The organism is Affinundibacterium seohonense, from assembly GCF_014284305.1.
In the GTDB taxonomy this organism is placed as follows: Bacteria; Pseudomonadota; Gammaproteobacteria; order Burkholderiales; family Burkholderiaceae_D; genus Undibacterium; species Undibacterium seohonense.
The window spans coordinates 335,821-351,634 of sequence record NZ_JACOFW010000001.1; the positions used below are offsets into that span (position 1 = coordinate 335,821).

Below are 15,814 nucleotides of genomic sequence, written 5' to 3' on the forward strand. Positions count from 1 at the left end.
ATGTCTCATCCATAAGCTTATTTTTTGCCCATTTTAAAAGTCGCGAAGAAAGAGCATTTCCAGTACACAAAAAAAGGAAAGCAGATGGAGACTAAAAATAATTTCAACGCACGTTTGTTGTTGACTTCCAACTTAGCAATTTTTACGATAGGTCTGGGCTTTGCGGTAAGGGCTGCAATTGCCGATGATTTGCGCGTAAAGATTTTTAGTGTGATTGATGCCGCGCAATCGGCAACCATGGTTGGTCAAGCGCTAGGTATGACCTTTCTCGGTTTTGCCTTCACGCTGTTAATCGGTAGCTCATTGGTTGATATCTTAGGCTCAAAGCGCATCCTAGTATTTTCCGCTTTGAGTAATTTAGTCGGTAGTTTATTGGTATTGTGGGCGTCGCTGCGTCCTGTCGATGCCACTAGCTATACCATCGTCTTGTTAGGATTAATGCTAACCGGTTTGGGGTGGGGTGGGGTCGAGGCGGCTGTCAACCCATTGGTTGTGAGTATAGACCCTGAAAATAAAATCAAACGGCTGAATATTTTACATGCGTGGTGGCCGGCGGGCATTGTCTTTGGCGGTCTATTTAGCATACTGGTCAAAAGCTTTGGACTGCCTTGGCAGACTAATCTCGTCGTGCTGTGTTTGCCGGCTTTCGCCATCATCATGTTGGTGCGTGGTCAGGTTTTTCCGGTCACGGAGCGGGTAGCTCAGGGCGTGTCCTACGCCGACATGTGCCGCGAATTATATCGCCGCCCGCAATTCTTAGTTTTCTTGTGCTGCATGTGGCTTACCACGTCTAGCGAACTGGCGCCAGGTCAATGGGTCGACCTCACTTTGAGTCACACAGTAGGTATGAGCGGCATCTTTATTTTGATATATGTTAGCAGTTTGATGTTTGTCATGCGTCATTTTGCCGGTCCGATTGCCCATCGTTTATCAAGTATAGGTTTGTTGTGGGTTAGTAGTTTGTTGGCAGCGATAGGTTTGTTTGCACTCAGTCGTGCGAATAGTCCGGTGACGGCAGTGTTGGCTGCAACGATTTGGGGTGCTGGCGTTTGTTTCATGTGGCCGACTATGTTGGCGGTGGTTTCCGAACGCTTCGTGCGTGGTGGTGCACTGGCAATGGGTCTAATGGGATTCATTGGAGGGATGGCAATTCAATTTTTATTGCCTGTGCTCGGTAAAATTTTCGACGACGCCAAAAACCTAGCCGCTGGTGGCGCTGATAAATTGGCGACCTTATCTGCAGAACAATCGAGTCAGGTGATACAAATCGCCTCACGCGAATCTTTCCAAGTCATCGCCTTGGTACCGTTGATTCTATTGCCGATATTCGCGGCGATCTGGTTGCATGATCGTAGGCAGAGCAAAAAAAATGCCGATCAGTCAGTGCTTAGTTGTGAATCCAGAGCTGACCCTAAGTTGAGAAACTAAATGACAGAAATTGATGTTAAGAATTTTTACGCGAGGCATGGCATATCGTCACCGTATGCCATTTTTGATCTACTTTCGGATACCTTTTACTTTGCGAAAAATTGCGATGGCCAGTTCGTTTGCGCCAATAAACTCTTGCAGGAAAAATTCGATCTAGACAGTGCGGAAGATGTGATAGGTAAGACAGATTTTGACTTCTTGAGTCACGATGTTGCAAGTCGTATTCGTGATGACGATCTCGCAGTGATGTCGGGAGAACTAGTAGTAAAAGACAAATTCGAAGTCGTGGTTGGCGTCAATGGCAAATTGTTTTGGTTATTTACCACCAAAACACCGATTAGGAATCGCAAAGGGGCGATTGTTGGTGTTGAAGGTTTTAGTCGTGATGCTGAGCGCTCGCAAACCATCATAGAGCCATTTCAAGTGTTCAAATCGAGTATCGAATACTTGCAGCGTGAGTATATGAATGACGTCAATATCGCCGAACTGGCGGAACTAGCCTGCATGTCTTTAAGTACCTTTGAACGTAAATTTAAGAAGCATTTTTCGCAAACCCCAATGCAATACCTCAAACACTTACGCATACATCAAGCCTGCAAATTGTTAGCGACTGGCTATGGCATTAAACGAGCCTTTTCGGAAACGGGGTTTTGCGACCAAAGCTATTTTACAAAGGAATTTCGTGCGGTGATCGGTATGACGCCACGTCAGTTCTCTTTGGTGGCGGAACGGGCAAAAGCGAGCTATTAAATTAAGTTGCAAAAATAGGTATAGATAAACCACTAGCGGTCGGAGATAAAAGTTGAAAAATTCGTTTCTTAAAATTGCTTACTTGATAGCTGGCATGTCGTTCATTTTTAGTCAGCTTAGACCAATCGTTGCTCAAGCCAAGCAAGTGAATCATCCTGCAAATAGTCAGGCTGCAACACAGACAAACGATTACCCCCAATTGAGCGTGCAACTATGGTCAGTCAAAGATGATGTCAACAAGGACTTCGAAGGTACTTTGAAAAAAATTGCGGCAATGGGATTTCAAGGAGTCGAGTTCGCCGGCGATTTCGGCCCCTATAAAGACAATGCACATGGTTTGAAACGATTCTTGGACAAGACGGGTTTGAAAGCATCAGGCGCGCACGTCGCCATTACGCAGCTGAGTCCTGATCGCTTCGCCAGGCTAGTCAAGTTTTATCAAGATATCGGTTGTACCAAGTTGATCGTGCCTAGTGACTCGCGTGCAGGAGATCCTATCGGCGTCAAATTATTGGCACAGGATTTAACTTCGCTTTCTAAGCAATTAAAACCATTCGGAATGCAAATTGGTTTTCACAACCATAGCGTAGAAATGAATGCGTTCGAAGGTAATACCTATTGGGATGCGATCGCACAAAATACGCCACATGATGTCATTTTGCAGCAAGACGTGGGTTGGACTAGCTATGCTGGCAAAGATCCAGTGCTTTTTGTGAAGCTCTATCCTGGCCGCACCTTGACGACGCATTACAAGAGCAAATTGCCCTTACAACCGCTCAGTACTAATAGTGGCAAATCCTATACGACGATCATAGGTCAAGACAATATTGATTGGGACGCTTTGTATCAGGCGAACGTTCAAGTTGGCGGCACCGAATGGATCGTGGTCGAGCAAGAAGAATATCCAAACGGACTAAGTCCCATGCAAAGTGTGGAGCAATCTTTACGCGGATTGCAAGCTGTTATCGCGCTCAGAAACGCAGGCACTGGAAGACCACTTAATGCCTTAACGCCAAGCGAGCAAGCCAATGGCTGGAAACTCCTGTTTGACGGCAAGAGCACGCAAGGTTGGCACGCCTATGGTGATGCAAGCATAGGTAGAGCCTGGAAAATTTCTCAAGGCGAATTGCAATTAGACGTCAGTAAAAAAGACGGCTGGCAAACTTCTGGCGGTGGTGACATTGTCACTGACGAGCAATTCGATAATTTTCACTTACAACTGGAGTGGAAGCTACAAAAGAACGGCAATAGTGGAATCTTTTTGTATGTAAATGAAGATGCGAAACAGTTTCCATATGCTTGGAATACAGGACTGGAAATGCAGGTGTTAGATAACGAAGGTCACGCTGATGGAAAGATTTTCAAACATCGCGCTGGCGACTTATATGACTTGATCGCTGCAACTCAGGCTACCGCGCTAACACCAGGACAATGGAATCTGGTCGATATTGTTTGTGATCATGGTGAGTTGAATTTCTATCTAAATGGTCGCCATGTGCTGAGCACTCGACTATGGACGGATGCTTGGAAAGAGCTGGTGAGACAAAGCAAGTTCGGCAACATGCCCGGCTTTGGTGAGACAAAAAAAGGGCGTATTGGTTTGCAAGATCATGGCGATCCGGTCAGTTTTAGAAACATTAAAATCCGCTCACTTTAGTGTTTATTCAAAGCTCTAAGAAAACTAAAAACATTTTTTTAAAAAGAAAAATATGAACGACAATTTTTATGACGCAATCGTAATCGGTTCAGGTATCAGCGGTGGTTGGGCAGCCAAAGAATTGACAGAAAAAGGTTTGAATGTTTTATTGCTTGAACGTGGACGCAATATTGAGCACGTGAAAGGCTACGTCAACGCGATGAAAGAAAATTGGGAGTTTCCTCATCGCGGTGCTAGCACGCAGCAGATGATCGCTGACTACCCTGTATTAAAACGTGATTATGCGCTCAACGAAACGGTACTTGATTTGTGGGCAAAAGACAGTGAAAGTCCTTACACCGAGGTAAAACGATTCGACTGGTTCCGCGGCTATCACGTAGGCGGACGCTCGTTGATGTGGGGCCGTCAAAGCTATCGCTTTAACCGTTGGGATTTTGAAGCAAATGCCAAAGAAGGTGTTGGTGCTGATTGGCCGATTCGTTATGACGATATTGCACCTTGGTATAGCTATGTAGAGAAATTCGCCGGCATACAGGGCAGCAAAGATGGTTTAGATGTTTTACCCGACGGTCACTTTATGCCCGCGATGGAATTAAATTGCGCTGAAAAACACGTTAAAAAACGTTTAGAGGAAATCTATAAAGGTCAGCGTCATTTAATCATCGGTCGCTCGGCTAATCTCACTGAACCACTACAAGACAGGGTGAACTGCCAATATCGGAATAAGTGCTGGCGTGGTTGTCCATTTGGTGGCTATTTCAGTACACAATCGTCTACTTTGCCCGCTGCCATGGCGACCAAGCGCCTGACTTTGCGTCCATTTTCCATCGTGACGCAAATTCTTTATGACAAAAACACCAAGCGCGCACGTGGTGTCGAAGTCTTGGATGCAGAAACGAATCAGACTTATGAATTCAAGTCCAAAATCGTATTCGTCTGCGCCTCGTCATTCAATTCTACATGGGTGTTGATGAATTCTGCCACTGATGTATGGGAAGGTGGTTTAGGTAGCAGTAGTGGCGAGCTAGGTCACAATGTGATGGATCACCATTTTAAATTGGGCGCGGGTGGTACGGTCGAAGGCTTCGGTGATAAGTATGATTTTGGGCGACGTCCAACTGGCATTTATGTTCCACGCTTCCGCAATGTGTATGACGACAAACGTGACTATCTGCGTGGTTTCGGATATCAAGGCGGAGCAGGGCGTGGACGCGGTGTGGAGGTCGCCGAATTCACAATAGGTAAAGAACTCAAAGAAGCGATGAGTGTGCCGTCTGAAAACTGGGGGTTCAATATGACCGCCTTTGGAGAGATGCTACCAGATCATTCTAATAAAATCAGTCTCGATCGCACGAAGAAAGACAAGTGGGGCTTGCCCGTCTTGGCGATGGATGTTGAGTTGAAAGAGAATGAAAAACGTATGCGCATCGATATGGTCAACGATGCCAAAGAAATGTTGACTGCTGCTGGCTTGAAAAACGTTTATACCTATGACAGTGGTTACGAAGTGGGTTCAGGTATTCACGAGATGGGCACTGCACGTATGGGTCGAGATCCTAAGTCTTCTGTTTTAAATGGCAATAACCAAGTTTGGGATGCGCCCAACGTGTTTGTCACCGACGGCGCGTGTATGGCATCAAGCTCTTGCGTCAATCCTTCGCTGACCTATATGGCTTTGACCGCACGTGCCGCCGAATTTGCTGTGAGTGAGTTAAAACGCGGAAATTTATAACAGGTTGCGCATAAAAACTACACGTAAAAAACTAAGAGAAAAAAATGAATCGAAGAGAACTCTTACAAATCGTCGCCACAATGACAGGTATGACAGTGATTGGTGGCGAAGCTTTTGCTATGCATGCAAATGCAAACTTATCGACACCACTTGAATTCAGTCATACGCGTTTACGTCTCTCTGCTCGAGATATCAACTTACTAGACGAAATAGCGGAGACGATTATTCCCAAAACCGATACGCCAGGCGCCAAGGCTGCAGAAGTCGGGCGCTTTATGGAAGTTATGGTGCGCGACTGTTATACCTCGGCGCAGCAAGCTGCTTTTATTGATGGTCTGAAAAATTTTCCAAGTTTGTGTCTGGCGAAGTATCAGAAAAGTTTCTTCAGGATGAATGCCAAACAAAGACATGAAATGTTAGTAGAGTTGGAAAAAGAAGCGAAGAGTTTTAATGCAGGGCAATCCGAACTGGATAAAGAACGACGGCACGCTGTAGAGACCGAGAACAAAGATAATAATTATGCCCTTCAAAAAGAATTTGAAAGCCTGCCAAAGCATTTTTATACCATGGTGAAGCAATTGACCTTATTAGGCTTCTTTACGTCTGAAACTGGCGCAACTAAGACATTGCGTTACATCGCGGTACCCGGCCGTTATGACGGCAACGTGCCTTATATCAAAGGTCAACGTGCTTGGGGTTAAACCAAACAGCTAGGTAATTTTAAGTCCGTACAAAAAAGGAAATCTATGCATTTATTAGATCGTCGCAGTATGTTGAAACAATTGTCATTGGGAGCGATCGCAATGTTGGCACCGAACGCTATAAATCTGGCGATGGCACAAGCCAGTGGTTCTTTGAAGGGCAATATTCACCATTCAGTTTGTCGTTGGACCTTTCCACATCTCAATTTACCGCAGGTGTGTGGTTTGGCAAAATCAATAGGCTTTTCTGCTGTAGATTTGATTGGTCCGAAAGAATGGTCGATCTTAAAGTCGCATCATATTGATTCATCCATGTGCAATGGAGCGGAAATCAGTTTAACAAAGGGTTGGAACGATCCACAATACCATTCAACGTTGATTAAAAATTACCTCGAACATATTGAATTAGTGTCAAAAGCTGGCTATAAAAATCTAATTTGTTTTACCGGTAATCGGCGCGGTATGGACAATGAAGTGGGATTGCAAAATTGCGTCAATGGACTCAAGAAAATTATGTCCCACGCGGAGAAACATGGCGTCATCTTACATATGGAAATACTCAATAGTAGGATTGACCATATTGACTATATGGCGGATAGCAGCGACTGGACATTTGAGTTATGTAAACGCATTGATTCGCCAAACATGAAGATGCTGTTCGATATCTATCATGTGCAAATAAATGAAGGCGATATTATCCGTCGCTTACAAAAATGCGCGCCCTACATTGGACATTATCACACCGGCGGCGTACCCGGCCGGGGCGAAATTACCGAAAATCAAGAACTGAATTATCGGGCAATTATGAAAGCCATTTTAGCGACTGGTTTTCAAGGTTATGTAGCTCAAGAATTCGATCCATCAGGTAACACGCCAGAAGAAAAAGCCAGCTCTTTAAAGCGCGCAACTCTCCTTTGCGATGTGTAAAGTCAACGCAATTTCTCGCAATTAGCATGGACAAGACTACACAAAAAATTCGCATAGGCATGGTCGGCGGTGGGCAGGGTGCCTTCATTGGAAATGTCCACAGAATCGCGATGCGTATCAGCGATGGTTTTTCGCTGGATGCCGCTTGCTTTTCTTCTGATCCGCAGCGCGCGGCTAGCAGTGCCGAGGAAATTGGGATCGCTGCTGAACGTAGCTATCCTGACTACCAAACGATGGCGCAAGTCGAAGCTTCACGCCAAACGGGCATAACGGCTGTTGTCATCGTGACGCCTAATCATTTACATTTTCCGATTGCAAAATGTTTTCTAGAACACGGCATACACGTGATCTGCGACAAACCGTTAACCATGACCAGTGCAGAAGCGAGTGCTTTGATTACGCTCAGTGAACGTGTAGGAAAGCATTTATTTGTCACCTATAACTACACGGGTTACCCGATGATCAGGGAAGCACGTGAGCGGGTGCGTCGCGGCGATCTAGGCGAAATCCGCATCGTTCAGGTCGAATACAGTCAAGATTGGCTTGCGACGGCAATCGAACAATCAGGGCAAAAACAAGCGAGTTGGCGCACCGATCCTAAACAAGCAGGTGCCGCTGGCTGTCTCGGCGATATCGGCGTGCACGCCTTTAACTTAGCCCAATTTGTCTCAGGCATGACGCCAGTCAAAATTGCGGCTGATTTGCATTCGTTTGTCCCTGGTAGGGTATTGGATGATCATGCGCAAGTGTTCATGCGCTATGCCAGTGGCGCGCGTGGTAGTTTATTGAGTAGTCAAGTGGCGGTCGGTAAAGAAAATCATTTACGTCTGCAAATTTTTGGTGATAAAGGCGCGCTTGACTGGTCTCAGGAACATCCGAATCAATTAAGTTTTGCAAGCCTTGATGGCGCGACACAGATATTGAGCCGGGCACGTCATCAAATCAGTCAGGCTAGTCGCGATGTTAGCCTCATTCCAGCGGGACATCCCGAAGGTTACTTGGAAGCGTTTGCAGTTCTTTACCGAGAGTTTGCGAAATCGCTTGCTTCCCCCGATTTTGCTAGCCTAAACGGCGATGCTAAACATTCCGCGACGGCGGCTTATCACGATCTTTGCTTTATCGAAGCTTGCATTCGTTCATCAAGCCAAGATTCAACTTGGACACAGTTAAAAATAAGTAACACTTAGTACCTTCGGCATCATCTGTTGTAAAGAACTAAAACTAGACTTAGAGCTAGAAAAAAATAGAACGATAACGAAAATAAATGGGATTAATACTATGAAAACCATCAAAGGTCCAGCGGTCTTTCTCGCGCAGTTTATTCGAGGTGAAGCACCTTTTAATACGCTAGATGGCTTAGCAAAATGGGCTGCCGAAAAAGGTTTTGTTGGCGTGCAAATGCCTAGCAATGTCAGCCATATTTTTGATCTCGACAAAGCTGCCAGCAGCCAAACTTATTGCGATGAAGTCGCCGGGAAGCTCGCTGAGCATGGGCTCGTTATCAGTGAATTATCGACTCATTTGCAAGGGCAATGCTTAGCAGTTCATCCAGCCTACGATAGTTTATTCGATGGCTTTGCTCCGAAACAGGTACATGGGAATTCAGCTGCCAGAACAATGTGGGCGACTGAGCAACTCAAACTCGCAGCGCAAGCTTCGCGTCGATTGAACTTAAACGCTAGCGTGACATTTTCTGGGGCCTTAGCCTGGCCCTACATGTATCCGTGGCCGCAGCGTCCGAATGGTTTGGTAGAACTCGCATTCGCTGAATTAGCAAAACGTTGGAAGCCCATACTGGATGTGTATGACGACAATGGAATTGATCTTTGTTATGAAATTCACCCGGGCGAAGACTTGCATGACGGCCTTAGTTTTGAACGTTTCTTAGAGGCAGTCGGCCAACATGAGCGCTGCCACATGCTCTACGATCCTAGTCATTTCGTTCTACAGCAACTCAATTATCTCGACTTTATTGATATCTATCACGAGCGTATCCGGATGTTTCACGTCAAGGATGCCGAGTTCAATCCTACAGGGAAATGCGGCGTTTACGGCGGCTATGCACCTTGGCTGGAAAGAGCAGGGCGTTTTCGTAGTGTCGGTGATGGGCAAGTCGATTTCACCTCCATTTTTAGTAAATTCGCGCAATATGATTACAGCGGTTGGGCGGTACTGGAATGGGAATGCTGCTTGAAAGACGGCGAGACTGGCGCACGCGAAGGCGCCGAGTTTATCAAACGCCACATTATTCCGACCAGTGATCGAGCCTTTGATGACTTTGCTGCGAGTGCGGTTAACACGAGTGGATTACAAAAATTATTAGGCATCGCATTGTAATTGCAGTCTACATACGCGCTTCCTTACTCGGTAAATTAAGACGAACATCGCTATCACACTTAAGTGAAAATATAGGCGGCAACGCATTATTGAGCAGCGAGACAGATTGGATAGGCGGAAGCGACCGAAGATTAATTTGTCTCTTTCTTCCAGAATTTTGACTTGCATTTTTTAACGCCACAGAACCATTGAATTTCCTATCCGTCGTTCCTCTCTTCAGCTTCTCCATTTCTGCATTCAACGTGCTCTCGCGAACAGACACTAGAGCTGAATAGTATCAATCTACAATTGACATACCGATTCGCCATTAGCGCTTCCACGTTTGCTACCACCAGCTCAAGCTGAGTGAGCTCGGGCACGGCATGCGCTCGATTATTGATATGAAAACTGGAGTGGATTGTATGAGTATAACTATCGCCGCTATTGGTCCTGCTGCTGCCGTTGCCGCCCTTACACCTGTCGCAACTACGCTGGTTCCTGCTATTAAGCTTGATGCGCTGACGGCACTCGATGCGGGTACCACCACGCGCAGCCTGCTAAGTACCTCAAACGTCGCCGATGCGAGCGCTAGCGTCATTGATTTTTCCACACTGGCACAGTTGCTCGCTGCCACCGTAGTATTTCAAACCTATGAAGCACAGCAAGCGAAAGCGATTGCTAGCGGCACCGCTACCAGCAGCGATTTTAGCAAGCTCGTTGCGACCGCATCATTTTTTGTAGAGGCCTTCAATCGATTTCAAACCAGTGTTGGTGCCATGACGAATTCATTCGAGTCATCTTTTGATACCAGCTTTTTACTGGCCTTACACACGCAAAACGTCCAAGTAGGATCAGAGCATGCGCAGTCGTTCATAGATAGTTTGGCGCAAGTCGGGATTCATTTTAACGAAGCGACTGAGGAGACGAATCCAAATCAGTTCAAGATAGATTCGCAGGCACTGGAAGCCGCTTTTAATGCGAATCCCGCGCAAACGACAAACTTGCTCGATAAGGCATTAAAGGGGCTAGTGGTGATTGAGGCAAAACTGCTCGCAAGCGAACCTAAGTTAGATATGTTTACGAGTGACTTTACGCCAGCGCTTTCAGTGGCGGTGCCAGCGAGCCAATTTGATCTCAACATGGTCAATGCGAACCTATCTAAGCTCAGTACAGCAGACGCGCAGGAAATTAACAACGCATTGCAACGCTTGCTGGCCGATGAATCACTTGGCGCTGCGATCGACGCGACGCCGATTACATCGAGTGCGACAAGCACGCAGGCGGATGCTGTTGAGCTCCTTGGTAAGACTAGCAACAACGCAAGCGCTAGCGCTGACAGCGGCGTTGATAGCAGTGCCGGCAATAGCGTTGCCGATACGCTTGATAATAAGCTTGGTACCACTAGCTCTAGCACAGCGGCATCGGTCGAGAAATTATTGACCGAAATTCCCACGTCTGTGAGTGATGCCGTGCTTGCGCCAGTCGTGGTTGTGCCCGATTCATTTGCTCCAAGAGCAACACAGCCTGCGGCTGTAAGTAATTCTGATGAATCGCCCACGCTTCCTTATTCTTCGATTGAAGTAGGTCTTAATTCCGCTAATTCAGTGCAGAGTCCTGCAAAAATCTCGACGGTAGAAAATGCTGTCACGCAAACCGGGCAGGGCGACGATCTCGATAATACGCAGGTCAACACCGCCTTGAATACTAAAGTGCAATCCAACACGAACGTGGAGTCCAACAACAACACCAACACAAAGCCAAGTACCAGCACAAAAATCCAAACGAGGCAAACTCGCATTGGATCGAGTGTTGTAGATTCAACTGCTCAATTAGATTCAAATGCTCAAGCAGCAACCATTCGCCAAGGCGCCAACGCAGCCTCTGCGCAAGCTGACCGAGCAATGCCAGTCGTGGAAGCGAGTCGCACTATCGCCACACAAACCGATCTCAATAATGACGATAAGCTGGATGCGCCTAGACGCAACAGCATCGAGAGTAATACGAAATCAGCGGGCGCGACGAGAGCCCTTATCGCCGAGTCTGCTAGCAGTCAGCTCAAGCCACCAGCCGCCGCTTCTATTGTGCGTGCTATGTCTTCTAACGATGATGTGGAACGTGTTGCGGATGCCAGCGGGGTCGACAAAAAATCGAGGACTTCCAACGCCGCCCAACCACAAATACAGCCAATACTGCAGCCTGCCAATCTAATCAATTCTGAACCTTCGGGTACTAAAGAAGCACCCACTGTGCAAGGCGAGCCGGATTTAACCAATAAGGATGCGGTGAACAATAAGGCGTCAATAGTTGAGAAGCCTATTACTTTTTCCGTTGACGATGTGAGCTCGCGCACTACCTCGACTTTTACCAGCAATGGTTTAAGGAGCAGCACCAGCACCAGTCAAACCATACCTGCTAGCGCACAAGCTGCGTTTGAATATCCCACAGTGCAACCGCAGGCGACGCCAGTTCACTCTTCAATAAATCCCTCAATTGCAGCGGCAGTCGCCGCATACCGTTTCGGCGAAACAGTCATCGTTCAAGAAAGCGATGAGCTAGCGAGTGTAGCGACTGAAATCGTTCCAGATGTTTCCGTCATCCCTCGCATTGATGTGCTTGAATTGGACCCGCACGACGGCAACAGTGACGATGCACGCATTGCGGCGGCGCTGAACGAAGTCAAAACATCAGCACAAAGAGCAGAGTTTAAGGTCGCACATGGGCAGTCACCACCGCTCGATAGTGTGGATGTTTTGGCTTAGTGGGTACTGAGTTAATGCCAGTTTTTTTTCAAGTTCAGTGTAATCATTTTCTCTTATGCGCTCTAGCGAACATAAAAGGGACGCACTTCGTTCTAGACTAGGCTGATCAACAAATTCACAGGCAGCGATCAGAGTTTGTTTAACCTAATCTAGTCTGGGGTGCGCCTTGCTCTTTCGTCTTCTGCTCAGTTTGGTCGGTCTGCTCCTTGTGGTTACGCTGGGCGTGGTCAGCTTTTATTGGCGCTTCGCCTTGGCGGCGGTTACACCACCGCCAGCGAGTACTTTTTCGATTCAATTGGTACAAAAAGGCCAAGTGCTAGCTGGTATGGGAAACTGCGCCGCCTGTCATACCACCAAAGGCGGTGCGCCTTTGGCTGGCGGCTTGCCGATGGCAACGCCGTTTGGCATCATTTGTTCCAGCAACATTACGCCCGACCCAGATACCGGCATTGGCCGCTGGTCGCAAGACGCGTTTAAGCGAGCGATGCGCGAAGGCGTGCGGCAGGATGGTGCGCATCTATTCCCGGCCTTTCCCTACACCCATTTCACGATCATCAATGATGAAGATTTAAGCGCGCTGTATGCCTTTCTGATGACGCGCCCTGCAGTGCATGCGCTCACCCCTGTTAATACCATTCCTTTTCCCCTTAACATACGCTCGCTGCAAGCGGGATGGAAGTTACTGTATTTCGATAAGAAACCTTATCAGACCAACGTCTCACAAAGCGTTGACTGGAATCGCGGACGTTACCTGGCCGAAGGCATAGCGCATTGCGCGGCGTGCCATACGCCGCGCAATTTTCTCGGAGCAGAAAAGAAAAATTCGGCCTATTTAGGTGCCCAGATCGACGGCTGGTTCGCGCCTGCACTGACCGCCGCCAATACCTCGCCCTTGCCATGGACGCAAGCAGAGCTATTCTCCTATTTGCGTAGCGGTGTGTCGCAGTTTCATGGGGTCGCCAGTGGTCCTATGTCGGAGGTGGTGCATCAGGGTTTAGTGCTGTCACCGGATGCTGATATCCATGCGCTCGCTACCTACTTTATTAATATTAATGGCAGTCCGGTCGCCACCACATCGACTGCATCGGCAGATACCATCACAGCCACGAATTTGGCAAAAATCTTGGGCAAATCAGCACAAGTGAGCGACCTATACACGGACTGTGGCGCCAACTTGTATCTAGCAGCCTGTGCCTCATGCCACTCGAATAGTAACGGCGTTCCCACCGGTGTCCGGCCAGAACTAGGGCTCAACAGTGTACTCACAGCGACTGACCCTAGCAATCTGTTGCGCGTGATCTTAACGGGCGCAGCTAGGCGATCGCTAGTAAACGCTTGAAATGTTTGAACTGGCTCTTTGCACAAATTTGGGCTAACAGCTACAACATGGAAACGAGAGCCGATATCAATCCCAGCGGCGAATGGATTGATGATTGGCAACCCTGTCGGTTTGCTTCCCGATTGCATTTTGGACATATGACACCTCCTGGTTTAAAAAACGCAGGATAGGGAACGCGGATAAAATCAACTTCCTAAACGGGGTCGATATGAATCGCCACCACAACTGAGTCCGCAATTATCCCCAGGCCAGGTTTTTTGACGGGGTCGAAACCTCCAAGAAGCTTACGGCCAGGATCCTACGATCTTTGCAGTATAGTTCACCGGAGTTTCTATTCAAAAGGGGCGCGGCGGACCGCGTGGGGCGGTTTTTTAAGATGTCGCGCTCCTCTGTTGTGCGTTTTAATTCAGCCTTTAGACGAGTCACTTCTAACTTGAGTGCATCAGTATTATCTTGCTTAGCCGGATTCGATTGTTTCTCGTGCTGCTTCAACCAGAGATACAGACTTTTATCGGAAATGCCGAGTCGCTTGGAAACATCGACAACGCCATGCCCGCGCTCAAGGACCTGCTTAACGGCTTCTGCTTTAAATTCTGCTGTGTAACGATTGTTTCCCATTTGGAGTTTCCCCTTCTTAGTTTCGACATTATGAAATGTCTACTAAACTAGGGGAAGTCCATGTATTCAATTTTAAGCAAAGGTATTCATGAACTAAGTGAAAATGAATGCCTCACGGCATTCCCAATTGTAAAAATAGGCATTGAAATTATTCTTGATGGGAAGCTTGAAGCAATAGAGAGAGAAAGAAAGCTCACTGAAGCCAGAAAGGCAATTTCAGCCCTTAATAGTAGCTTATAAATAGAGCAAATCATTTCAACGAACACTTACAAGCACTGCAAGTTAGATTCCTTTCGCTAGCGCTACGGAACCACGTAATTCAATCCTTAGCTGTTTTTCCAATTAACCTTAATAAGGAGCTTTAATCATGACTGAGGCAACCATTCAACAAGCCGAATTGCGGGTATTATCCGGTGAAACTTATCGTATCCCTGACGGGACAGTACTAATACTAGTGGACAACCTAATCGTTGAGGACAATGCGAAAATTGAGGTAGCACCGGGTGCTGAGCTCTTAACAATAAAATCTAAAGCTACCATCTTTGGAAAGAATACCTTCATTTCTGCCAAAGGTTCCGATGGTAGCGATGGCGAGGCTGGCGGAAACGGCACCGCGTTGCATCTATTCATTGGCAATGTCACGTTCAATGGAAATACGATAGATACGCGTGGTGGAAAAGGTGGAAATGGGACTAAGGGAGCCAAAGGCCGTCGTGGTCGAGATGCGGAATGTAGCGGTGCTGATGCTACAAACGGAGGGCAAGGGGGAAAAGGAAACCCCGGAGGCACTGGTGGGCGTGGTGGTGATATTTCAATTTCCTACACATCTGCTGGCCCTCTCAAATTGCTTTTGCGTCCAGAGGGTGGCCAAGGTGGCGCACCAGGCGCCGGTGGTGATGGTGGTGACGGCGGTGGTGGTAAAACCCGTTGTGGAGTTTGGTCCTACTGGTCACGAGGTTCTGGCTATGGTGGAGCGGCTGGTGCTCAAGGAGAGTTGGGATTGGATGGTCTGTGGGGTGACTACGTCATTCAACAAGTTAGCGCGACCGAATCAGATAAGGCTCTTTCTGAGGTAATTGAGAAGTTTTTCCCTAAGGACAAAGTTTTCAATATAAACAGCTAGCCCTGCGTTCGCGAGGAGCTGCGCAAAAGCGCAGCAGTCCTTCAAATTTACGTTAAGCTGTCCCGAAGGGTCAATCTCTTGCCTCGTTTTCCTAGTGATTGCGGGGCTTTTTTTTTCCGTGTCGGTCGTCGCCTCTCAGGGCGAGCCGCAAGAGTTGAAAGCGGTCATAGTCCGAATTGTTTTTTTCCTTTTGAGGTCGATCAACCGTACCCCACAACTAAAGACAGAAAGTTTTGCATTTTAAGAAATTGTTGTAACATGGAATTTTTAGGTGGTCGAACAAATTGCATCAACTAGAATTATTCAATTTTGAAAAATTAAGCGTTACGGAAAAACAACAGTGTTTTGCAGTGATTAGGAACCAATATTGGCATCTTAGAAATCTGCGAAAATGGAAACCAAACGAGAAAATCCGACGACGGCATTATCGAATTGTTGAGGTTGAAAAAAAACGCCTGCGGTTA

12 protein-coding genes and 1 pseudogene are annotated in these 15,814 nt (G+C 47.2%); 12 read left to right on the top strand and 1 reads right to left on the bottom strand.

Annotation, left to right across the window (positions count from 1 at the left end; translation table 11 throughout):
- Positions 1 to 84 precede the first annotated feature (84 nt).
- From H8K52_RS01420 to H8K52_RS01465, 10 genes are all read left to right on the top strand, one after another.
- Entirely contained in the window at positions 85 to 1,428 is a 1,344-nt protein-coding gene (locus H8K52_RS01420) for an MFS transporter (protein ID WP_222613637.1), read from the top strand.
- The gene (locus H8K52_RS01425) at positions 1,429 to 2,178 is read left to right on the top strand and encodes an AraC family transcriptional regulator (protein ID WP_186920719.1); all 750 of its coding nucleotides are present in this window, start codon (positions 1,429 to 1,431) and stop codon (positions 2,176 to 2,178) included.
- A gap of 94 nt (positions 2,179 to 2,272) precedes the next feature.
- Positions 2,273 to 3,835: a 3-keto-alpha-glucoside-1,2-lyase-like domain-containing protein gene (locus H8K52_RS01430; protein ID WP_186920720.1), complete on the top strand. Its 1,563-nt coding sequence runs from the start codon at positions 2,273 to 2,275 to the stop codon at positions 3,833 to 3,835.
- A 52-nt stretch (positions 3,836 to 3,887) separates the two neighbouring features.
- Positions 3,888 to 5,567 carry a GMC oxidoreductase gene (locus tag H8K52_RS01435; protein ID WP_186920721.1) on the top strand — a complete coding sequence of 560 codons (1,680 nt, stop codon included), beginning with the start codon at positions 3,888 to 3,890 and terminating at the stop codon, positions 5,565 to 5,567.
- A gap of 44 nt (positions 5,568 to 5,611) precedes the next feature.
- The gene (locus H8K52_RS01440) at positions 5,612 to 6,268 is read left to right on the top strand and encodes a gluconate 2-dehydrogenase subunit 3 family protein (RefSeq protein ID WP_186920722.1); all 657 of its coding nucleotides are present in this window, start codon (positions 5,612 to 5,614) and stop codon (positions 6,266 to 6,268) included.
- Between the two features lie 69 nt (positions 6,269 to 6,337).
- Entirely contained in the window at positions 6,338 to 7,195 is an 858-nt protein-coding gene (locus H8K52_RS01445) for a hydroxypyruvate isomerase family protein (RefSeq protein ID WP_222613638.1), read from the top strand.
- 26 nt (positions 7,196 to 7,221) lie between these two features.
- Positions 7,222 to 8,382 carry a Gfo/Idh/MocA family protein gene (locus H8K52_RS01450; RefSeq protein ID WP_186920724.1) on the top strand — a complete coding sequence of 387 codons (1,161 nt, stop codon included), beginning with the start codon at positions 7,222 to 7,224 and terminating at the stop codon, positions 8,380 to 8,382.
- Between the two features lie 91 nt (positions 8,383 to 8,473).
- A complete protein-coding gene (locus H8K52_RS01455) occupies positions 8,474 to 9,532 on the top strand; it encodes a sugar phosphate isomerase/epimerase family protein (RefSeq protein WP_186920725.1) in 1,059 nt (352 codons plus the stop codon).
- A 401-nt stretch (positions 9,533 to 9,933) separates the two neighbouring features.
- Entirely contained in the window at positions 9,934 to 12,270 is a 2,337-nt protein-coding gene (locus H8K52_RS01460) for a hypothetical protein (RefSeq protein WP_186920726.1), read from the top strand.
- A 166-nt stretch (positions 12,271 to 12,436) separates the two neighbouring features.
- A complete protein-coding gene (locus H8K52_RS01465) occupies positions 12,437 to 13,609 on the top strand; it encodes a cytochrome c (RefSeq protein ID WP_186920727.1) in 1,173 nt (390 codons plus the stop codon).
- Between the two features lie 369 nt (positions 13,610 to 13,978).
- Here the strand turns inward: H8K52_RS01465 and H8K52_RS01470 are convergent.
- A pseudogene (locus tag H8K52_RS01470) lies at positions 13,979 to 14,227 on the bottom strand (transposase); the annotation flags it as partial.
- Between the two features lie 60 nt (positions 14,228 to 14,287).
- Between H8K52_RS01470 and H8K52_RS01475 the strand changes: the two are divergent.
- Together H8K52_RS01475 and H8K52_RS01480 are read left to right on the top strand one after the other, a co-directional pair.
- A complete protein-coding gene (locus tag H8K52_RS01475) occupies positions 14,288 to 14,467 on the top strand; it encodes a hypothetical protein (RefSeq protein WP_186920729.1) in 180 nt (59 codons plus the stop codon).
- A gap of 127 nt (positions 14,468 to 14,594) precedes the next feature.
- Complete coding sequence (locus H8K52_RS01480) at positions 14,595 to 15,350, top strand: hypothetical protein (RefSeq protein WP_186920730.1); 756 nt, start codon at positions 14,595 to 14,597, stop codon at positions 15,348 to 15,350.
- Positions 15,351 to 15,814 lie beyond the last annotated feature (464 nt).

Coding starts and splice junctions, on each gene's coding strand:
- H8K52_RS01420 (WP_222613637.1), top strand. CDS start 85: ATGGAGACTAAAAATAATTTCAACGCACGTTTGTTGTTGACTTCCAAC.
- H8K52_RS01425 (WP_186920719.1), top strand. CDS start 1,429: ATGACAGAAATTGATGTTAAGAATTTTTACGCGAGGCATGGCATATCG.
- H8K52_RS01430 (WP_186920720.1), top strand. CDS start 2,273: ATGTCGTTCATTTTTAGTCAGCTTAGACCAATCGTTGCTCAAGCCAAG.
- H8K52_RS01435 (WP_186920721.1), top strand. CDS start 3,888: ATGAACGACAATTTTTATGACGCAATCGTAATCGGTTCAGGTATCAGC.
- H8K52_RS01440 (WP_186920722.1), top strand. CDS start 5,612: ATGAATCGAAGAGAACTCTTACAAATCGTCGCCACAATGACAGGTATG.
- H8K52_RS01445 (WP_222613638.1), top strand. CDS start 6,338: ATGTTGAAACAATTGTCATTGGGAGCGATCGCAATGTTGGCACCGAAC.
- H8K52_RS01450 (WP_186920724.1), top strand. CDS start 7,222: ATGGACAAGACTACACAAAAAATTCGCATAGGCATGGTCGGCGGTGGG.
- H8K52_RS01455 (WP_186920725.1), top strand. CDS start 8,474: ATGAAAACCATCAAAGGTCCAGCGGTCTTTCTCGCGCAGTTTATTCGA.
- H8K52_RS01460 (WP_186920726.1), top strand. CDS start 9,934: ATGAGTATAACTATCGCCGCTATTGGTCCTGCTGCTGCCGTTGCCGCC.
- H8K52_RS01475 (WP_186920729.1), top strand. CDS start 14,288: ATGTATTCAATTTTAAGCAAAGGTATTCATGAACTAAGTGAAAATGAA.
- H8K52_RS01480 (WP_186920730.1), top strand. CDS start 14,595: ATGACTGAGGCAACCATTCAACAAGCCGAATTGCGGGTATTATCCGGT.